Annotated in this window: 16 protein-coding genes and 1 tRNA gene; 13 read left to right on the top strand and 4 right to left on the bottom strand. The window is 68.2% G+C overall.

From position 1 onward, the window contains the following. The coding region (locus tag PKH97_RS01445; protein WP_324385619.1) for a zinc-dependent metalloprotease at window positions 1–1,131 on the bottom strand (1,131 nt) is incomplete at its 3' end. Between the two features lie 95 nt (window positions 1,132–1,226). On the opposite strand from PKH97_RS01445, the gene PKH97_RS01450 reads away from it, so the two are divergent. After that, entirely contained in the window at window positions 1,227–1,688 is a 462-nt protein-coding gene (locus PKH97_RS01450) for a molybdenum cofactor biosynthesis protein MoaE (RefSeq protein WP_324385620.1), read from the top strand. Then, the gene (locus PKH97_RS01455) at window positions 1,685–2,746 is read left to right on the top strand and encodes a PDZ domain-containing protein (RefSeq protein ID WP_324385621.1); all 1,062 of its coding nucleotides are present in this window, start codon (window positions 1,685–1,687) and stop codon (window positions 2,744–2,746) included. The genes PKH97_RS01450 and PKH97_RS01455 overlap by 4 nt, the downstream gene beginning before the upstream one ends. Window positions 2,747–2,809: 63 nt before the next feature. Here the strand turns inward: PKH97_RS01455 and PKH97_RS01460 are convergent, their stop codons facing one another. Next, on the bottom strand, window positions 2,810–3,334 hold the full coding sequence (locus tag PKH97_RS01460; RefSeq protein WP_324385622.1) for a PPA1309 family protein: 525 nt from the start codon (window positions 3,332–3,334) through the stop codon (window positions 2,810–2,812). 71 nt (window positions 3,335–3,405) lie between these two features. Between PKH97_RS01460 and PKH97_RS01465 the strand changes: the two genes are divergently transcribed. The 3 genes from PKH97_RS01465 (at window position 3,406) to PKH97_RS01475 (ending at window position 8,015) form a co-directional block, all read left to right on the top strand. After that, window positions 3,406–6,399 (top strand): UPF0182 family protein, encoded by a 2,994-nt coding sequence (locus PKH97_RS01465; protein WP_324385623.1) that lies wholly within the window; start codon window positions 3,406–3,408, stop codon window positions 6,397–6,399. Window positions 6,400–6,462: 63 nt separating this feature from the next. Beyond that, window positions 6,463–6,539, top strand: a tRNA-Met gene (locus PKH97_RS01470). Window positions 6,540–6,623: 84 nt separating this feature from the next. Beyond that, window positions 6,624–8,015, top strand: a complete 1,392-nt coding sequence (locus tag PKH97_RS01475) for an NAD(P)/FAD-dependent oxidoreductase (protein ID WP_324385624.1) — start codon at window positions 6,624–6,626, stop codon at window positions 8,013–8,015. A gap of 26 nt (window positions 8,016–8,041) precedes the next feature. Here PKH97_RS01475 and PKH97_RS01480 read toward each other — a convergent pair whose 3' ends face one another. After that, complete coding sequence (locus PKH97_RS01480; RefSeq protein WP_324385625.1) at window positions 8,042–8,830, bottom strand: CPBP family intramembrane glutamic endopeptidase; 789 nt, start codon at window positions 8,828–8,830, stop codon at window positions 8,042–8,044. Between the two features lie 177 nt (window positions 8,831–9,007). Here PKH97_RS01480 and PKH97_RS01485 point away from each other — a divergent pair, with 177 nt between their 5' ends. The 3 genes from PKH97_RS01485 (at window position 9,008) to PKH97_RS01495 (ending at window position 12,705) form a co-directional block, all read left to right on the top strand. Further along, window positions 9,008–10,000 (top strand): hypothetical protein, encoded by a 993-nt coding sequence (locus tag PKH97_RS01485; protein ID WP_324385626.1) that lies wholly within the window; start codon window positions 9,008–9,010, stop codon window positions 9,998–10,000. Window positions 10,001–10,063: 63 nt separating this feature from the next. After that, entirely contained in the window at window positions 10,064–11,347 is a 1,284-nt protein-coding gene (locus PKH97_RS01490) for a pitrilysin family protein (RefSeq protein WP_324385627.1), read from the top strand. Continuing rightward, window positions 11,347–12,705 (top strand): pitrilysin family protein, encoded by a 1,359-nt coding sequence (locus PKH97_RS01495; protein WP_324385628.1) that lies wholly within the window; start codon window positions 11,347–11,349, stop codon window positions 12,703–12,705. Before PKH97_RS01490 ends, PKH97_RS01495 begins: the two co-directional genes overlap by 1 nt. Before the next feature lie 91 nt (window positions 12,706–12,796). Here the strand turns inward: PKH97_RS01495 and hisN are convergent, their stop codons facing one another. After that, window positions 12,797–13,579 carry a histidinol-phosphatase gene (gene hisN, locus PKH97_RS01500; RefSeq protein ID WP_324385629.1) on the bottom strand — a complete coding sequence of 261 codons (783 nt, stop codon included), beginning with the start codon at window positions 13,577–13,579 and terminating at the stop codon, window positions 12,797–12,799. Window positions 13,580–13,853: 274 nt separating this feature from the next. Between hisN and PKH97_RS01505 the strand changes: the two genes are divergently transcribed. The 5 genes from PKH97_RS01505 to PKH97_RS01525 all read left to right on the top strand — a co-directional run bounded on the left by PKH97_RS01505 (window position 13,854) and on the right by PKH97_RS01525 (window position 19,752). Then, entirely contained in the window at window positions 13,854–15,542 is a 1,689-nt protein-coding gene (locus tag PKH97_RS01505; RefSeq protein WP_324385630.1) for an ABC transporter substrate-binding protein, read from the top strand. 189 nt (window positions 15,543–15,731) lie between these two features. Beyond that, window positions 15,732–16,658, top strand: a complete 927-nt coding sequence (locus PKH97_RS01510) for an ABC transporter permease (RefSeq protein WP_324385631.1) — start codon at window positions 15,732–15,734, stop codon at window positions 16,656–16,658. Next, window positions 16,651–17,580: an ABC transporter permease gene (locus PKH97_RS01515; RefSeq protein WP_324385632.1), complete on the top strand. Its 930-nt coding sequence runs from the start codon at window positions 16,651–16,653 to the stop codon at window positions 17,578–17,580. The genes PKH97_RS01510 and PKH97_RS01515 overlap by 8 nt, the downstream gene beginning before the upstream one ends. 5 nt (window positions 17,581–17,585) lie before the next feature. Continuing rightward, window positions 17,586–18,617: an ABC transporter ATP-binding protein gene (locus PKH97_RS01520; protein WP_324385633.1), complete on the top strand. Its 1,032-nt coding sequence runs from the start codon at window positions 17,586–17,588 to the stop codon at window positions 18,615–18,617. Then, a complete protein-coding gene (locus PKH97_RS01525) occupies window positions 18,610–19,752 on the top strand; it encodes a dipeptide ABC transporter ATP-binding protein (protein WP_324385634.1) in 1,143 nt (380 codons plus the stop codon). The genes PKH97_RS01520 and PKH97_RS01525 overlap by 8 nt, the downstream gene beginning before the upstream one ends. Window positions 19,753–19,779 lie beyond the last annotated feature (27 nt).

Below are 19,779 nucleotides of genomic sequence, written 5' to 3' on the forward strand. Positions count from 1 at the left end.
GGCTCGGCGTCGCCGCACCGTCTCACCGAGCGCCGCCGCGCGCGGCAGGTGGGCTGCGGCAGCCTGATCGGTGACGACGTCGACCCAGCCCTCGATGAGCGCGAGCCACGTCTCGAGCCGGACCAGCGCCGCCTGCTGGCTCCCGGTCGGCGTGGGCGAGAAGAGCTTGTCGGCGAGTTGCGCCTGCAGCGCCTCGGTGTTGGTGGGGTCCATGCCGGTTAGGGCCGATTCGATCGCGTCGGTGTCGATGGCGATATCCCGGGCATAGTCCTGCACGGCGACCAGCAGCTGCGCCTCCAGCCACGGCACGGCGCGGAAGAGCCGCATGCGCGCGGTCTCGCGCACCGCGAGATAGAGCCAGACCTCGTCCGCCTCGATCTCCAGGCCTTCCGCGAAGGCCGCGATATTGGCCGGGACCAACGCGACGACATTATCGCTGGTCAGCGGCAGAGAAACCTCGGTCCCGGTGAGGATGTCACCCGCGAGCGCACCAAGGCCCTGCCCCAGCTGCATCGAGAACATCGAGGACCCGACGCGCTCCATCATGGGCGCGATCTGACCCATCGCCGCAGCCGGGTTGGTGCCAGGCGGCAGCATCCCCGAGATCGCCTCGAAGCCGTCCCCGCTCAGCTGTGCCGTCAGCGCCGACGCGAGCGCGCGGCTGACGCCCTGGGCGACGGGGGCCACCATCTCGTGCCAGACCGGCATGGTGTCCTCGATCCACTCCGAGCGTGACCAGGCGGCTCCCCGCAGGCCCGGTGCCTCCAACTCGGTGACCTGACCGAGCCAGAGATCGGCGACATGGACTGCCTCGCGCGCCAGGTCGGCCTCCCGCGCCCCCATCGACGGATCGCCCGCGGCCGCGACGACCTTGCGGGCCACGTCGGTCGCCACCGTCGAGGAGACCGGCCCCTCGTCGGGACCGGCGAACATCGACTGCACCTGGGTCATCAGCCCTTCGAACTGGCCGACCGGGATACTGCCCAGCCCCATCGCGGCGAACTGCTCCACCATCTCCGGCGGCAGGTCTGCACCGCCGGTCATCCGTTTGAGGGCGTCGAGCATCTCCGGCGGCAAGCCCGAACCGGGGTTCGGGGCGGCGTCGTCGATGGGGTCGAGATCGTCGGGCACGGCTACTCCTATTTGCCCTGAGAGAATGGCTGTCACCCAAGACAACCACGCGGATGGGGCGATGCGTTCCCGTCACCGACAAGGAGTCCACGCGTATGCCCCATGAGGTCGCGTCCGAGGGCGCCGCGCGCCCGCCGGCCCGCCTCGCGCTCTGCGAGATCCGCTCGACGCCGCTCTCGGTGGACGAGGTGCTGAGCGCCATCGCCGATCCGGCCTGCGGGGGCCAGGTGCTCTTCGTCGGCCGGGTGCGCGATCACGACCACGGTCGCGGCGTCGACGGGCTGCACTACGAGGCCCACCCGGCCGCGCGCGAGCGAATGGCGGCCGTCTGCGAGCGGGTGGCCACGGCATACGACGTGCGGGCGGTCGCTGCCGTGCACCGGGCGGGCGATCTGGCTATCGGCGACATCGCCGTCGTCATCGGCGTAGCGGCGCCGCATCGAGGGGCAGCCTTCGACGCGGGCCGCGACCTGATCGACACGCTGAAGTCGACCGTGCCCATCTGGAAGCACCAGGCCTTCAGCGACGGCAGCGACGAATGGGTGGGCCTGCCGTGACCTCGGACCCGCTGCGGATCTCCCGCCGCACTGCCGCCGCCTTGTGGGCGGCTTTCCTCGGCGTCGCGCTCGCCGCGATCATCGCGCTGATCCCCTTGCCGTATGCCGTTCTTCGCCCCGGTCCGGCGACCAACACGCTCGGCAAGGGCAGCGACGGTAAACCCCTGGTGACCGTCGTCGGGGCACCCACCTATCCCACGACGGGCGCCCTCGACTTCACGACCGTGTCGGTCTCTGGTGGCCCCGGCCGCCGCGTCAACGCCTGGGACCTGCTCGGCGCCTACCTGAGCTCGAGCGCGGAGATCTATCGCGAGGACCAACTCTTCGCTCCCGGGACGACGTCCGAACAGGTCAAGGAGCGCAACGCCGCCGACATGACTTCCAGCCAGGAGGAGGCGACCGCCGTCGCTCTGCGCAGCATCGGCAAGACCGTCACCACCCGGTATGCCATTGCCTCGGTCGCGGAGGGCACCCCGGCTGCCGCGGTGCTCAAGCCCGACGACATCGTCCTCGCTGTGGACGGGACGACCATCGCCAGCCTGGCCGACATCCAGCGGCTCGTCCGCGCACATACGTCCGGTCAGGAGGTGCGCCTGACCATCCGCCGAGCCGGCAAGGACCAGGATGTCAGCGCCCGGACGACGACGGTCGAGGGCGTCACCGCGCTCGGGGTGCGGATGCAGCCGGTCTACGACTATCCCTTCGAGGTCACCATCGATGCGGGCGATGTCGGCGGTCCCTCGGCCGGCACGATGTTCGCGCTCGCTGTCCGCGACATCCTCACGCCGGGAGCGATGACGGGCGGCAAGAAGATCGCCGGCACCGGCACCATCGACGACGCCGGTGAGGTCGGCCCGATCGGCGGCATCCGGCAGAAGATCGTCGGCGCCAAGGAGGCCGGCGCGACGTACTTCCTCGCCCCGGCCGACAACTGCCGCGATCTCGCGGGGGAGCAGATCGAAGGCATCACGGTCGTCCGGATCGCCACCTTCGACGACGCCGTGCACGCCGTCGATGAGATCGCAGCCGGGGGGAGCGACCTGCCGCGCTGTGGCTGAACCGGCCTCTCGTGGGGGCTGAACCGGCCCTTCGACGGGGCTGAACCGGCCTCTCGACGGGGGTCAGTCGCGCAGCGTGCCGGCCAGGGCGCCCAGCAGGCCAGCGGCGATGTCCCGCCCGGTGGCCACCATGTCGTCCGAGTCGTAGGCCCGCTGCCGCAGCACACAGGTCGAGCGCCCGTCCCGATGGACGGCGGCCAGGATGCGCACATCGCGGCGCCCCGGATGGGCCGCCAGGGCGGCGAGGGCCGCGTCCGGGTCGCCGGGGAGATCCTGTTCCGCCTCCGGCGGCACGACCACCCGCTCCACGGCCAGGGCGACCCCGGCCACGGCATCCGGCCAGGCGATACCGGCCAGCGCCCGCTGGAGGTCGGGTGCCTCGAAGCCCTCCTGTTCGACCGCGCTCAGGTCCGCCTCCGCGGCGGACTCGGACTCGGCCAGGCCCAGGTGCGGCGCTGCCTCGGTCAACTCTCGCGTAGGCACCAGGGCGAACAGCCGCGGCGGCTGATCCCACCCCGCACCGGCGACGAAACGTTCGGTTTCGACGGCGACGACCTGCAGCGAATCGGGGGCTTCGGGGGACGGCATACGGACATCGTGCCGCAGGCGAGCGCCCCCGCGGTTCCGGGCTTGTCAGTTCGGGTAGGTAAGTTGCCCTCGTGAGCGATTCAGATTGGCCGACGGCCGACCAACCCGAGGAGCCCGCGCCCCCGGCCCCCCGACGGACGGCCCAGCCGCGGGTCGCTCGCCGTGGCCCGCTGATCCCGACCCTGATCATCGTGGGCGTCATCGTCCTGCTCGCCGCCTCGCTGGCCGGCCTGTGGACCGACATCCTCTGGTTTGACTCTGTCGGGTTCTCGGGCGTCTTCACCACCACCGTGCTCACCCGCATCGTCTTGGGCGTGTTGGGTTTCGTCCTCGTAGCGGGGCTGGTCTTCGCCAGTCTGCTCATCGCCTATCGGCAGCGGCCTTTTTTTGTCCCGGTCACGCCGAGCAACGAGGGTCTGGAGCAGTATCGCGAGGCGATCGAGCCGGTTCGCCGCGTCGCCCTCTTCGGCATTCCGGCCGTGCTGGGCATCCTCGGTGCACTGGCGGCGTCCGGGCAGTGGCGCACCTACCTGGCTTGGCGCAACCAGGTGCCCTTCGGATCCACCGACGCGCAATTCGGTCGGGACCTGTCGTTCTTCGTCTTCACGGTGCCGTGGCTGCAGGCGATGATCGGCTTCTTGACGATGTCGCTGATCGCCGCCTTCCTCGCCGCCGCCTTCACCCACTATGTCTACGGCGGCCTGCAGTTGCCTGGCCGTGGCCAGTCCACGCGGGCCGCGATCGCGCACCTGGCCGTTCTTGGCGCCGTCCTCGCCCTCGTGCGTGCGGGGGCCTATTGGGTCGACCGCTATGCCCTGGCGACCAAGCAGTCGAAGCTGATGACCGGCATCGGCTACACCGACGAGCATGCCGTGTTGCCCACCAAGCTGATCCTCACGGTCGCGTGCGTGATCGTCGCGGGCCTATTCCTGGCGGCGATCTTCACCCAGTCGTGGCGGCTGCCGATCATCGGCGTCGGCCTGCTCGTGGTGACCTCGGTCCTTGTCGGCGGGATCTATCCGGCGATCATCCAGTCGGTGCGCGTCAACCCGTCCGAGAAGTCCCTGGAGGCCAGATACCTGCAACGCAATATCGACGCGACCCGCATGGCCTACGGACTGGACGGCGTTGAGCCGCAGGTCTACCGCGCCAAGACCGAAGCCTCCTCCGGGCAGTTGCGCAATGACAGCGCCACCGTGCCGGGCATCCGTCTGGTCGATCCGATCGTCGTAGCCCCAACCTTCCGGCAACTCCAGGCGCTGAAGAACTTCTATACCTTCCCCGATGCCCTTGACGTCGATCGCTACCAGATCGATGGCAAGGAGTCCGACATCGTCATCGGCGTGCGCGAACTCGCGCTCGGCGGCATCCCGGGTGGGCCGGGCAACTGGCTGAACGACCACACGGTCTACACTCACGGCTTCGGCCTGGTGGCCGCCTACGGCAACCGCCGCGGCGTGGACGGCCAGCCGGTCTTTGCCGTCCGCAATATCCCGCCGACCGAGACTCTGGGCAAGTTCGAGCCGCGGATCTACTTCGGCGAGCAGTCGCCCGACTATTCCATCGTCGGTGGGCTGCCGGGCAAGGCCCCGCGTGAGCTCGACTATCCCGACGACGCCTCCCCTCAGGGCCAGGCGAACACGACCTATGCCGGCTCGGGCGGGGTGCCGATTGGCTCCTTCCTGCGCCAGGCCGCGTATGCCGTCAAGTACCGCGAGTTCAATTTCCTCCTTTCCGACGCCGTGGGCTCCGGCTCGAAGATCCTCGATCACCGCACGCCGCTCGAGCGGGTCCAGCGGGTCGCGCCCTGGCTCACCCTCGACGGCAACCCCTACCCGGCGGTCGTCGACGGCAAGGTGTTGTGGATCGTCGACGGCTACACGACCACGGCGAACTACCCCTACTCCGCGCTGGAGAGCCTGAGCACGGCCACCTCGGATTCCACCACAGCCAATGTCCGAAGCGTCACCGCCATCCGAGCCGGGCAGGTCAACTACGTCCGCAACTCGGTCAAGGCGACCGTGGACGCCTATGACGGCACCGTGCATCTGTATGCCTGGGACGAAGCCGATCCGCTGCTGCGCACCTGGTCACGGGCCTACCCGGGCACCGTCGAACCGCTCTCGGCGATCAGCGGATCGCTGATGTCGCACCTGCGCTACCCCGAGGACCTGTTCAAGATCCAGCGCCTGGTGCTCAGCCGCTATCACGTCACCGACGCCTTGTCCTTTTACTCCAAGCAGGACTATTGGCGGGTTCCGGACGACCCGGCGCAGAGCGATCAGAAGGTCTTCCAGCCGCCGTACTACCTCACGCTGGCGATGCCTGGGCAGCCCAAACCGAGCTTTTCCTTGACGACGACCTTCATGCCTACGGGTGACCGGCAGGTGCTCTCGGGCTTCCTTGCCGTCGACGCCGATGCCGGGTCGGTCGCCGGCCAGAAGGCCCCCGGCTTCGGCACCCTGCGGTTGCTGGAGTTGCCCCGTGATTCCAATATCAAGGGCCCGGGGCAGGTCCAGAACGACATCAACTCCTCCAACGACAACAGCCCGGGCTTCTCCCTGACGCTGAGCCAGTTCCTCAACAACAACCGACAGCAGGGCTCGCGGGTCACGCTCGGCAACCTGCTGACCCTCCCCGTCGGCGGCGGACTGCTCTATGTCCAGCCGATCTATGTCTCGGCGAACACCACGTCGGCCTATCCGCTTTCGCGGGTCACGGTGGCGGCCTTCGGCGACAAGCTGGCCTGGTCCGATACCCTCACCGGAGCGCTCGACGGACTCTTCGGCGGCACCTCCGGCGCGAGTCCCGGTGACTCCGACCCGGGCTCCGGCCCGACCCCGCCGCCCTCGGGCAGCGGCGACGATGCCGCCCTTGCCGCCGCCCTCGCGGACATGAAGAAGGCCTTCGAGGAGGGCCAGAGCGCTCTCGCCAAGGGCGACTTCACGGCATACGGCGAGGCCCAGGACCGGCTCAAGGCGGCACTGGACAAGGCCATCGCCGCCGCGCCCAAGGGCGGATCAGTGACCATCCCGAGCACACCGCCGCCCACGGCCACCTCATGACGCAGGTGAGGCGCATCGCGATTTGGAGTGCCTCACCCCCGTCACGTATGGTGGTGTCACCGACGCGGGGTGGAGCAGCTCGGTAGCTCGCCGGGCTCATAACCCGGAGGTCGCAGGTTCAAATCCTGCCCCCGCTACCACAGCGTCACTGTCAAGGCCCGGACTTCTCCCGGGCCTTGACGCATTTTCGGGCGGTTCGCCGTCCCGGCAGAAGGGTTGTCCTCGTGTCCGATCGTCAACATCGTGTCGTCATCATCGGCTCCGGCTTCGGTGGGCTCTTCGCGGCCCGCGCCCTGAAGCGCACCGATGTCCAGATCACCCTGATCAGCGACACGACCGCCCACCTCTTCCAGCCCCTGCTCTACCAGGTCGCCACCGGCATCCTGTCCGAGGGCGAGATCGCCCCGAGTACCCGTGAGGTGCTGGCCCGCCAGAAGAACGCCCGCGTGCTCCTGGGCCGGGTGGCCCGGATCGACGTCGAGCGCCGCCTCGTGACGTCCTATGTCCTCGGCGAAGAGACGGTCACCGAGTACGACTCCCTCATCGTCGCGGCAGGCGCCGGTCAGTCCTACTTCGGCAACGACCAGTACGCCGAGTTCGCCCCGGGTATGAAGAGCATCGACGACGCTCTCGAACTGCGCGGTCGCATCTTTGGTGCTTTCGAACTGGCCGAGCTCGCCGACGACCCGGCGGTCCGCGAGCGTCTGCAGACCTTCGTCGTCGTCGGTGCCGGACCCACGGGTGTAGAGATGGCCGGCCAGATCTCCGAGCTGTCACGCCGCACGCTCAAGCACCAGTTCCGCAGCATCGACCCGGCGACCTCGCGCATCCTCCTGCTTGACGCGGCTCCTCAGGTGCTGCCCAGCTTCGGCAGTCACCTCGGTGGGCGCGCGCAATCCCGACTCGAGGGCATGGGCGTCGAGGTCCTTCTCGGCACTAAGGTTGTCGGTGTGGACGCCGACGGCGTCGACATCGAGGACGCCGCCGGCCGCCGCCGCATCGAGGCGGCGACCAAGGTCTGGGCGGCAGGTGTCCAGGCGTCGCCGCTGGCCAAAGTCCTCGCGGAGCAGACCGGTGCCGACCTCGACCGCGCCGGCCGGATCGCCGTGCGCGACGACCTGACGCTGCCCGGCCACCCCGAGATCTATGTCGTCGGCGATATGGCCACCCTCAAGGGCTATCCGGGTGTCGCACAGGTGGCCATCCAGGGCGGACGGTATGCCGCGGCCCGCATCCGCGAGCGCCTCACCGGACCAGCGGACCCGGCGCCCTTCGCCTACAAGGACAAGGGCTCGATGGCCACCATCTCGCGCTTCAGTGCGGTGGCGAGCATCGGCAACCTGCGCTTCTCCGGGTTCATTGCCTGGGTGCTCTGGCTGGCCATCCACCTCGTCTACATCATCGGCTTCAAGTCGCGGATCACCACCCTCCTGCACTGGGCGATCAGCTTCGTCGGCCGTGGCCGCTCCGAGCGGGTCGCCACCATGCAGCAGGTCCTCGCGCGCAACATCATCGACGAGATCGGCCACAAATACCCCGACGCATCGCCCGCTCCCAGCGCGCCCGACGCTCCCGGCTCGGGCGAGCCGGGAGCGTCGGGGTTGCGGGCCGGCTGACGTCAACCGATCGCGGCGCCCGAACGCTAACGGGGCACTTTCGGCAGCAGCCAGGTGGCGTAACCGGCCAGCACGATCATCATGACGATCACGCCGGCCAGCGCACGGCCGTCGAGGCGGTCGCCGGTGCAATAGGCCGTCAGGTCGTAGACCAGGTGCCAGGCCACGCCGATCCACAGGCTGCGCGTCAGCGCGACGAGAGCGCCGAGCACCACGCCCACCTCGGCGGCGAAGACCGCCTGCAGGAGCAGATAGAGCCCGGACTTGCCGGAGCCGGCATTGGCCAGGTGCAGGGCGCCGAAGAGGCAGGCGCCCGTGACGACCGCGCGCCGGTCACCGAGCCCGCGCAGCGCCGCAAGGACCAGCCCGCGGAACCACACCTCCTCGTTGATGCCCACGCACACAGTGAGCACGAGATAGGCGAGAGCCGTGGCCCTCGTCACCTCGAAGTCCGAGGTCGTGGCCACGGCGATCGGCGCGATCAGCAGGGGCAGCCCGAAGCCGATGCGCCGCATACCGATCGGCGCGCGCCAGCCGTATGCCGCGAGGCCGGGTCGCGAGCGCGCCATCACCGTCAGGCCCACGAGGGCGGAGACCGCGACGAAGCCCGTGAGGGTCCAGATCGTCGCCTCATCGCCGAGCCGGCGTTGCGCGGCGAACCCCGCGCCGACGGCGGTCAGGATCAGCCCGCCAACACTCAGGACCAGACCCCAGACCGTCGGATGGCTGGTGCGCCAGATCGCCGGCCTGCCGCGCGGCTCGTCCCGTCGATTGGAAGGGGGTGTGTGGACAGGTGCTGAGATCGTCGTGGACATCGGTCGTCCTTTCGTTGTTGCGTGAAAAGCGCTGCCACTCAAGGTCTTCCACCGTGGTGGTGCGCACCGGGTGAGCACAGGGTGTCCACGCCGGCAGACTTGATACAAGGCTTCGGGCCTGGCGCATCGGCGCCTGTCCGGTGACAGCCAGCGAGTGACGTTAAGTAGATTGACCGCATGGCGGCGGGGCTCGAGCACCGAGACGGTGAGCGCGGCATCGGGCCGGTCGCCCTCAGTGACGATGCCGAGCGCCTCTACCTGGCGTTGGTCGCGCACGATGGCGACTTCACTCAGGCTCGACGCGAGGCCGGAACAGGCTGGTCCGACGCCCTCGATGAGTTGGTGGCTCTGCATCTCGTCCGGCTGACGGGGCAGGAGGATCGGTGCGAGGTGCGCAGCCCGGGCGAAGCGGCCGAAGCCGCGGTCGCGGTGGGGGAGCAAACGGCATACGCCACGCTGCGGCAGGCGGCCGCCATCCGGGAGCGACTGCGCGATCTGGCGCCGCACTACCGCCGCATGGTGCGCGCCTCCACGACCGAGATCCTCACCGGTTCGGAGGCGATCAATGCCCGGATCGGCGAGATCCTGCCGCTCGTCCGGGCGACCGTGGCGTCGGCCCACCCGACCCTCGGCAACGCCGAGCGCCTCGAAGCGTCCCTGGCGACCGACCGGCAACTGCTGTCCGCCGGCATCTCTTGTCGTGGGCTCTTCACTCACGCGGCCCTGCGGCTACCCGCCACCTTGGCCTATCTGCGCGCCGAGACCGAGATGGGGGTGGACGTGCGCACGACGGCGATGATCCCTATCCGGATGCTGATCTTCGACAACGAGTACGCCATCGTGCCGATTGAGGCCGACTCCGTGGCCGGCCTGATCACCGACCCGGTCGTCGTCGCGCTCCTGCACGACATCTTCGGTTTCCTGTGGGAGCGGGGCCGGCCGGTTGCGGCCCCGGCGGACGAGGGGACGTTGCCCGGTGATCTCGAGGTCGCCCTCCTGCGCGAACTGGCCGCCGGCCGGACCGACGACGCCATCGCCCGCCGCCTGGGCATGTCCACGCGGAGCCTGAGCCGGCAACTGTCCGCCCTGCTGGATTCCCATGGCGTCCAGACCCGCTTCCAACTGGGCCTGGTGGCGGCCCGGGCCGGCCTGGTCGATGCGACCGAGTAGTGAAACGTCCACGGGCCGGCACCCCCCACGAGTAGGTAATCGCTTCGGCTTAGGGTGACCCCCATGCCTCTGGACTATCCGATCCACGAACGCACCCTGGCCAACGGCCTGCGCATCGTGGTCTCCCCGGATCACAGCGTGCCGACCGTCACCGTCAACCTCTGGGTCGGTGTCGGGTCGCGTCACGAGGTGGCCGGGCGCACGGGCTTCGCGCATCTCTTCGAGCACCTGATGTTCCAGGGGTCGCGCCAGGTCGCCAGTGGCGAGCACTTCTCCGCCCTGATGGCCCAGGGCGGGCGGCTGAATGCCACCACCTGGTTCGACCGCACCAACTATTTCGAGACCATCCCGGTCGGCGCCCTCGACCTCGCGCTCTGGCTCGAGGCGGACCGCCACGGCTACCTGCTCGACGCCGTCAACCAGGCCAATCTCGACAACCAACGCGATGTGGTGAAGGAGGAGAAGCGCCAGCGCTACGACAACGTCCCCTACGGCAATGTCATGCGCGACATCCACGCCACCCTCTTCCCCGAGGGCCATCCCTACCACCACCCGACCATCGGGTCGATGGCCGATCTCGATGCCGCGAGCGTGGCCGATGTGCATGCCTTCTTCGAGGCCCACTACCGGCCCGACAACACCCTGATCACGCTCGTCGGCGACATCACGCCCGAGGACGGTTTCGCCAAGGTCGAGCGCTACTTCGGCGCCCTCCCCGCGCGCCCCGGCGCGGCGCGTCCCGTGCTCGGGCAACTGCCGCCCCTGGCTGAGCCGGTGCGCCTTGATGTGGTCGGCGAGGTCCCCAACGACCGCCTGCACTTCGCCTTCCGGCTCCCGGTCGAGAATGACCAGGACTTCCTGGCCGCCGACCTCGCCCTCGAAGCCCTCGGCGGGCTGGCCATCTCCCGGCTCGTGCGCCGGCTCGTTCGCGAGGACCAGGTCGCCAACTCGGTCCAGGCGCACGCGATGGGGTTCGTCGACGGCGTCTCCCTCGGGCTGATCGCCATCGACGTGGCCGAGGGCGCCCGCGCAACCGAGGTCGAGGAGGCCTTCCTGGAGGAGTTGCGCCGCTTCCTTCAGGACGGGCCGAGCCCGGCCGAAATGGAAGCCGCCCTCGCCCAGTCCGAGCGCTCCTGGCTCACCGCGCTCGCCGCCCAGGACGAGCGCGCCGATCTGATCAGCCATTACGGCCTGCTCCACAACGACCCGGGCTTCGTCAACACCGTGCTCGATCGCCTGGCCGCGGTCAGCGCGGCCGACGTCACGCGCGTCGCCCGCCAATGGCTCGCCCCGTCCGCGCGGGCCGTCGTCTCCTATCTGACTCCCGAGAAGGCCCAGGCCGCCTGATGACCACCGCACCGATCGCTCGTCCCGAGGTCACGGCGCCGGGCCGCTGGGAGTTCCCGACGCCCACCACCACGCGCCTGGCCAATGGCCTGACCGTCCACATGTACAACGTGCCCGGCCAGTATGTCGTGGCCGCCCGCCTCATCGTCCCGCTCAGTGTGCGTTCGGAGCCGCGCGAAAAGGAGGGCGTGATCTCGCTGCTCTCGCGCCTGCTCGACGAAGGGACCGAGCAGCATACGACCGAGGAGTTCACCGAACTGCTCGAGCGACGCGGCATCGCTTTGGGCGCGGGCCTAAGCGACGGGGGCCTGCATGTCGATCTCGATGTGCCGGCCCGCAACCTGCCCGCGGCCTTGGAGCTGATGTGTGCGGCGATCGCCACCCCCAGCTTCCCCGAGAAGCAGGTCGGCCGGCTCGTGCGTACCCGGCTCGCCGAGATCGAGCAGGAGCGTGCCTCGGCACCGCACCGCGCCGCCAAAGAACTCGCCGCGACCTATTTCGACGCGAGCGAGCGCGCCAGCCGGCCCACGGCGGGCACGATCGAGACCGTCAAGGGCCTGACCCGCGCTGACGTCGCGGACTTCCATCGTGCCCACATCGGGCCGACCCACGCGACGCTGGTGCTGGCCGGAGATTTCGGCGACACCGATGTTTCTTCGCTCGTCGCCGACGCTTTCGGCGCGTGGGCACCGCTGCCGCGGCCGGTCGAGCCCGAGCTACGCCCGGCGCTCCGCGCGCCGGACGCGGTGCGCATTGTGCTGGTGGATCGGCCCGGTTCGGTGCAGAGCGAGATCACGGTCGCCGGCCCGGGGCCAGATCGCCATGTCGAGCCCGCCTGGGCGGCCTATCCGGTCCTCGGCTTTGTCGTCGGCGGCTCGCCCAACGCCCGCGTCGACGCGGTTCTGCGGGAGGAGAAGGGCTACACCTACGGCATGCGTGCCTCATTCCGGCCACGTCGGGCGGGCGGACTCTTCGTGACCGCTGGGTCGGTTCGCACGGAGGTGACGGCCGATGCATTGACGCTCCTGCTGGGCATCCTCGACGACGCCCGGGCGGGGTTCAGCCAGGCCGAATGCCGAGATGGCGTCGACTTCATCCGCAACACGGCACCGGGCCGCTACGCCACGGCCGACGCCGTCGCCGAGGAGGCGGCGGCACTCGTGCTCGACGGCCTGGACCTCGACTTCACCACCACCAATCTCGACCGGATGGCGGCCCTGACGCCCGAGGACCTGACGCAGGCCTACGGCCGGTTCGTCACGGGGGAGTGGACCATCATCGTGGTCGGCGACGCCACGGCATACGCCGATCAGTTGGGGACCCTGGGGCGCGGCCAGGTGACGGTCGTCGCGAACTGACCGCGCGGAGGCCGTGTTGCGAAAGTCGTTTGGACCGGGGTCCCCACGAAGTATCGGAGCGACGAAGGAGCGGAGAACTTCGAGGGGTGTCTCAGTGCGCCAAGGCGCGCAGTACCGCGTCGTGCAGATGACCATTGGTCGCGACGGCGTTGCCGCCGAAGGGGCCGTCCCGGCCGTCGAGGCCGGTGAAGCGGCCCCCCGCCTCGGTGACGATGGGCACGAGGGCCGCCATGTCGTAGAGCGCGAGCTCCGGCTCGCTCGCGATATCGACTGCGCCTTCCGCGACCAGCATGTACGACCAGAAATCGCCGTATGCCCGATCGCGCCAGCACCGCGCCATCAACGCGGTCATCTGCGGCAACCGCCCGGCCGTCGCCCACGAGCTGAGGCTGGAGATGGACAAGGAGGCATCCGAGAGCTCGCGGACGCCCGAGACGCCGATTCGCTTCGCCGCGGTGATATTGCGCCCTGTCCAGGCGCCGGTGCCCTTGGCCGCCCACCAGCGCCGGCCCAGCGCAGGCGCGGCCACCAGCCCCATCACCGGGTCGTCGCCGTCGAGCAGGGCGATCAGAGTGGCCCAGACCGGCACGCCGCGCACGAAGTTGTGCGTGCCGTCGATCGGGTCGATCACCCAACGCCGGGGCCCGTGCCCGGTGTCCGCGAACTCCTCGCCGTGGACCGCATCGCGCGGCCGGGTGCGTAACAACTGGGTCCGCAGCACTTCCTCCGCAGTGCGGTCCGCGTCGCTGACCAGGCTCAGATCCGGCTTGGCCTCGATGGCCAGATCCTCGGCCTTGAAGCGCGCCATGGTCACTCGCTCGGCAGCGTCGGCGAGCACATGGGCCAGGCGCAGGTCATCATCGTATGCCGGCATGATCGCAACCGTAACCGTCTGCCCCCCCGTGGGTCTCATCCGTCACAATTTTCCCGTGCGCGTCGCGGAATGTCCCCGAATCGTCACCGGAAGCTCCTCGCGGGTCACATTTTTGTCTCGGAGCACGCGCCGGTGTCGCCATTGTCGGATTCGTGGACTTACATAGGGGAGCGCGGCGCATTGCGGCGCGCGCGAGGTCGGCCCCGATCGGGGGATGCAGGCTTCGGGCCACCGTCTCGACCAGAGGCGGCCTAAATTCAGTAGGAGGAAATCCATGCGAGGAACTCGCACGATCGCGCTCGCCGGTGTCTCGGCGCTGGCGCTGCTCACGGCGGCCTGTAACGGCGGCGGAAGCTCGACCACCTCGGGCTCCGCGGGGAACACCGGCAACACGGCGGCCGCCGCCGGTGGCGAGATCAGCATCGTCGGTTGCACCCCGCAGAACCCGTTCATCCCGGCGATGACCAATGAGACCTGTGGCGGCGACATGCTCGATGAGGTCCTCGCGCGCCTGGTCCACTACAACAGCGAGACCGCGGCCCCCGAGATGGATGTGGCCGAGTCGATCGAGACCACGGACAACCAGAACTTCACCGTCAAGATCAAGCCGGGCTACAAGTTCAGCGACGGCACCGAGATCAAGGCCAAGAACTTCGTCGACGCGTGGAACTGGAACCGCGCCGGCGCCAACGGCACCCTGAACTCCTACTTCTTCGACGTCATCGACGGCGCCGCCGACATGGACTGCGGCCTGAGCAAGGACAAAGACGGCAACGACGCGCCCGACTGCGAGAAGAAGCCGGCCAAGACCGACAAGCTCTCCGGCCTGAAGGTCGTCGACGACCACACCTTCACCATCAAGACCACCGAGAAGGTCTCGAACCTCCCGGTTCGCCTCGGCTACAGCGCTTTCGCGCCGCTGCCCGACTCCTTCTTCACCGACAACGGCAAGGCCTACGGCAAGATGCCGATCGGCGCGGGCCCCTACAAGATGGAGTCTTACGACCCCGCCACGGGCGCCGTGCTCGTCAAGAACCCCGACTACGCGGGCTCCTTCGCCGGCAAGGTCGACAAGATCACCTTCAAGATCTACCAGGACCAGGACGCCGCCTACAAGGACGTCCAGGCCGGCCAGACCGACCTGCAGGTCCCGCTCCCCGTCAGCGCCCTGCAGGGTGAGGCCTATAAGAACGACCTGCCCGACCGCTTCGCGGAGAAGGCCACCGGCAACATCTCCACGATCAGCTTCCCCTCGCCCAAGGCCGACAAGAGCTACGAGAACCCCAAGCTGCGCAAGGCCATCTCGATGGCCATCGACCGGCCGTCGATCATCAAGGCCATCCTCGCCAACACCCGTGAGCCCGCCACCGGCTGGGTCTCGCCCGTTGTCGACGGCTACAAGGCCAGCGCCTGTGGCGAGGCGTGCACCTACGACGCAGCCAAGGCCAAGGCCCTTTTCGACGAGGCCGGCGGCTACAAGGGGACGATAACCCTCGGCTACAACGCCGACGGTGACCACAAGGGTTGGACCGAGGCCGCCTGCAACACGATCAAGAGCGCCCTGGGCGTCGACTGCAAGGCTGTCGCTTACCCCGACTTCGCGACCTTCCGCACCCTGATCACCGACCGGAAGATGAAGGGCATGTTCCGGACCGGTTGGCAGATGGACTACCCGTCGATCGAGAACTTCCTCGCCCCGCTCTACGGCACGGGCGCCGGCTCGAATGACGGCGACTACTCCTCGGACAAGTTCGACACCCTGATCAAGGAAGCCGCTGCCGCGCCGGAGGCCGCTGCCGCCAACGCGAAGTACCAGGAAGCCGAAGCAGTTCTCGGCGAGGACTTCCCGACCATCCCGATGTGGTACGGCAAGGCCATCGCCGGCTGGTCCGACAAGGTCGAGAACGTCAAGATCACCCCGTTCGGGACCATCGACCTGGCCTCAGTCACCGTCAAGTCCTGAGCATTCCCACGGCCGTGCGGGTGCGCGCATTCAGCTCCACCGCATCGCCATAAGCAGTGGCCCGCCGACGGTTCCCCGTCGGCGGGCCACGACCGTTTTATGTGCCCCATAGCGGTTTTCCCCGCCACCTGGGGATAGTGTCTCCCCGACGCAACCGCCACTTCCATCCAACGACGGCTCGGAGGTCCGATGACCAAATACATCATCCGACGCTTGCTGCAGATGATCCCGGTGATCCTGGGATCGACCTTCCTGATCTTTGCCATGGTCTTCGCCCTGCCCGGCGATCCGCTGGCCGGCAAGTGTGGTGAGCGGCCCTGCCCGGCCGCCTTCGCCGAGAAATTCCGGGCCGACAACAACCTCGATGACCCGCTGTTCATCCGCTACTTCAAGTACCTCGGGAACCTGCTGCAGGGGGATTTCGGGACCACCTTCCAGGGCCTGAACATCCTGGATGAGTTGCAGAAGCGCTATGTCATCACCTTGAAGTTGGCGATCATCGCCCTGCTCTTCGAGACCGTTGTCGGCATCGCGGCCGGCGTGCTCTCGGGTATCCGCAAGGGCAAGTTCATCGACAACCTCGTCCTGATCTCCACGCTGGTCGTCATCTCCATCCCGATCTTCGTCATCGGTTCGCTCTCGCAGACCGTCTTCGGCCTGCGGCTGGGCTGGTTCCCGGTCACCGTGAAGAACCCGCCGGGGTGGTACGACCTGTTGTTACCCGGCTTGGTGCTCGGCTCCTTGTCCTTGGCGTATGCCGCGCGATTGACCCGCACGAACCTCTCCGAGAACCTCCGGGCCGACTACGTCCGAACAGCCGTGGCCAAGGGCTTGACGCGAAGACGCGTGATCGGCGTCCATACGCTGCGCAACAGCCTGATCCCGGTGGTCACCTTCCTCGGCGCCGACTTCGGCGGCCTGCTCGGCGGGGCGATCGTGACCGAACGCATCTTCAACATCAGAGGCGTGGGCGGTTACATCTTCACCAGCATCCACAACCGTGACGGCGTCGCCGTAGTCGGCGCGGTCACCATGCTGGTCATCGTCTATCTGTTCATGAACCTCATCGTCGACCTGCTCTACGGTGTGCTCGACCCAAGGATCAGCCATGACTGAAGCGACGCTCGCGGCCGACGCCCAGACCACTTCTCCCGACGACCAGAGTGTCGGCGAGGCCCAGTCCCTGAGCCAGGAGGCCTGGAAGGAACTGCGGCGCAATCCGCTCTTCGTGATCTCGCTGATCCTGATCACCATTTTCGTGGTGATGGCGATCTTCCCGCAGCTGTTCACCCGCATCAATCCCAACGACGGGGTCTTGGCCAAGAGCCTGACCCCTCCGTCGTCCGACCAATGGTTTGGCCGCGACCTGCAGGGCTACGACGTCTATGCCCGCACGATCTACGGCGCTCGGGCCTCGATCCTCGTCGGCCTCTTCGCCACCTTCTTCACCAGCCTCCTCGGTGTCGCGATCGGCACCGTGGCCGCCTACTACGGCGGGTGGCTCGACAGCATCGTCATGCGCATCACGGATGTCTTCTTCGCCATCCCCTTCCTGCTCGGCGGCATCCTGTTCATGTCGACCTTCCCCAACACCGCGAACTCCAGCTATGCCTCGATCGTCGGCAAGGTCGTCCTGGCGCTGTCGGTCCTGGGGTGGCCCGGCATTGCCCGGCTGATGCGGGGCGCGGTGCTCCAGGTCAAACCGAATGAATACGTCCTGGCGGCCAAGGCGCTGGGGGCGAGTCCCTGGCGGATCATCCGCAGCCACATCCTGCCCAATGCGATGGCACCGGTCATGGTGGTCTCGATGATCAACCTCGGTGCCTACATCGGCGCCGAGGCCACGCTGAGCTTCCTTGGCATCGGGCTGGTGGCCCCGGCGGTCAGCTGGGGTGTCGCGATCTCGGATTCGCTGCCCTACATTCGGCAGGCCTGGTGGTTCCTCGTCTTCCCGAGCATCTTCCTCTCGCTGACCGTGCTCGCATTCATCATGCTCGGTGACGCGATCCGCGATGCCTTCGACCCGAAGGGCCGGTGACAGCAATGGCGACTGCAACGGCAACGTCCGCCGCGACCTCCCAGTACCAACCGCAAGACGGGCGCCTGCTCGACGTGGAGAACCTCCACGTGCACTTCCATACGCGCTATGGCACGGCGACGGTCATCAATGGCGTCAACTTCACCCTCGACCAGGGCCAGACGCTCGCCATTCTCGGTGAGTCCGGGTCGGGCAAGTCGGTCACGGCGCAGGCCATCATGGGCATCCTTGACATGCCGCCCGCGCAGATCCCCGAAGGCGTCATCAAGTACTGCGGGCAGGACCTGCTGACGATGCCCGAGGAGCAGCGACGCAAGACGCGCGGCCCGGAGATCTCGATGATCTTCCAGGATGCGCTGAGTTCGCTGAACCCGACCTTCCCGGTGGGCTGGCAGATCGCCGAGATGTTCCGCGAGCACCGCGGGATGAACAAGTCCGATGCGTATGCCCAGGCCGTGCGTCTGATGGAGCGGGTCTCCATCCCGGCGGCGAAGCAGCGCGTCAAGGCCTACCCGCACCAGTTCTCGGGCGGGATGCGTCAGCGCATCATGATCGCGATGGCGATCGCGCTCGACCCGGCCGTGCTCATCGCGGATGAGCCCACGACCGCTCTCGATGTGACCGTCCAGGCGCAGATCATGGGCTTGCTGCAGGAGTTGCAGGAAGAACGCCAGATGGGGTTGATCCTGATCACCCACGACCTCGGCGTCGTCGCCGACGTCGCCGACCGGATCGCCGTCATGTATGCCGGCCGGATCGTCGAGCAGGCCGATGTCTTCGACATCTACTCCCGCCCGGCGCATCCCTATACCAAGGGCCTGCTGGAGTCGATCCCGCGCCTCGACCTCAAGGGTCAGGAGCTGGCGGCCATCGGTGGCCTGCCACCGAACCTGATGCGAATCCCGTCGGGCTGCGCCTTCAACCCGCGGTGCGCGATGGCGCAGGACATCTGCCGCACGGAGCGGCCGCACCTGCTCGAGGTCGGTCCCAACCGGTCGTCCGCCTGCCACTTCTCCAAGGAGGTGCTCGGTGCCTGAGGTCATCCTCAAAGCAACCGACCTGGTCAAGCATTACCCCATCAAGGGCGGCATCCTGCGGCGCACGGTGGGCCAGGTCAAGGCAGTCGACGGCGTCAGCTTCGAGCTCTACCAGGGGGAGACGCTCGGCGTGGTGGGCGAGTCCGGCTGCGGCAAGTCGACGCTCGGGCGGCTGTTGATGCGCCTGGAGGAGCCCACCTCGGGCAGCGTGGAGTTCCAAGGCGTGGAGATGCAGAAGCAGAGCACGCGCGATATGCGCAAGCTGCGGCGCGACATCCAGATCGTCTTCCAGGACCCCTATACCTCGCTCAATCCGCGCAAAACGGTCGGCGACATCATCGCCGAGCCCTTCGAGATCCACCCGGACGTGGTGCCCAAGGGCGGCCACCGGCGGGCGGTCCAGGAGTTGCTGGAAAAGGTCGGGCTCAATCCCGAGCACATCAACCGCTTCCCCCACCAGTTCTCCGGTGGTCAGCGCCAGCGCATTGGTATCGCCCGCGGCATCGCGCTCAACCCCAAGGTGTTGATCTGCGACGAGCCGGTCTCGGCGCTGGATGTCTCGGTGCAGGCGCAGGTCGTCAATCTCATGGAGAAGCTGCAGACCGAACTCGGCCTGTCCTATGTCTTCATCGCACACGACCTGTCCGTGGTCCGCCACATCTCCGACCGGGTCGCCGTGATGTACCTGGGCAAGATGGCCGAGTTGGGCGATGAGGACCAGGTCTACGAGCGGCCCACGCACCCCTACACCCAGGCCCTGCTCTCGGCCGTCCCGGTGCCCGACCCGACGCTTCGGCACAAGCGCGAGCAGATCGTGCTGGTCGGCGACGTCCCGTCGCCGGCGAACCCGCCCTCGGGCTGTCGCTTCCACACCCGGTGCTGGAAGGCGCAGGAGGTGTGCAAGGTCGAGGAGCCGCAGCTGGTCGAGCACCCGGACGGGGTCTCGCAGCACCGGTCCGCCTGTCATTTGGCCGAAGTGCGGACCATTGTCGAGACGACGGTCGCCGACAACACCAGCCTGCTCTTCGACAAGGGCGTCACCGACCACAGCGATGTCGCCGACCCGGCCGGTGCCCCGGTGGCCACTCTGGTCGAGGAGGAAGGCTACGGCGTCCCCGGCGACTCCGAGCCCTGATCATCTGAGCGGATCCCGGTCGCGGCC

Origin of the sequence: Nostocoides sp., assembly GCF_035343835.1 — a bacterium.
GTDB classification, from domain to species: domain Bacteria; phylum Actinomycetota; class Actinomycetes; order Actinomycetales; family Dermatophilaceae; genus Nostocoides_A; species Nostocoides_A vanveenii.

Coding starts and splice junctions, on each gene's coding strand:
- PKH97_RS01515 (WP_324385632.1), top strand. CDS start 16,651: ATGACTGAAGCGACGCTCGCGGCCGACGCCCAGACCACTTCTCCCGAC.
- PKH97_RS01480 (WP_324385625.1), bottom strand. CDS start 8,830: ATGTCCACGACGATCTCAGCACCTGTCCACACACCCCCTTCCAATCGA.
- hisN (WP_324385629.1), bottom strand. CDS start 13,579: ATGCCGGCATACGATGATGACCTGCGCCTGGCCCATGTGCTCGCCGAC.
- PKH97_RS01505 (WP_324385630.1), top strand. CDS start 13,854: ATGCGAGGAACTCGCACGATCGCGCTCGCCGGTGTCTCGGCGCTGGCG.
- PKH97_RS01495 (WP_324385628.1), top strand. CDS start 11,347: ATGACCACCGCACCGATCGCTCGTCCCGAGGTCACGGCGCCGGGCCGC.
- PKH97_RS01450 (WP_324385620.1), top strand. CDS start 1,227: ATGCCCCATGAGGTCGCGTCCGAGGGCGCCGCGCGCCCGCCGGCCCGC.
- PKH97_RS01485 (WP_324385626.1), top strand. CDS start 9,008: ATGGCGGCGGGGCTCGAGCACCGAGACGGTGAGCGCGGCATCGGGCCG.
- PKH97_RS01510 (WP_324385631.1), top strand. CDS start 15,732: ATGACCAAATACATCATCCGACGCTTGCTGCAGATGATCCCGGTGATC.
- PKH97_RS01490 (WP_324385627.1), top strand. CDS start 10,064: ATGCCTCTGGACTATCCGATCCACGAACGCACCCTGGCCAACGGCCTG.
- PKH97_RS01520 (WP_324385633.1), top strand. CDS start 17,586: ATGGCGACTGCAACGGCAACGTCCGCCGCGACCTCCCAGTACCAACCG.
- PKH97_RS01460 (WP_324385622.1), bottom strand. CDS start 3,334: ATGCCGTCCCCCGAAGCCCCCGATTCGCTGCAGGTCGTCGCCGTCGAA.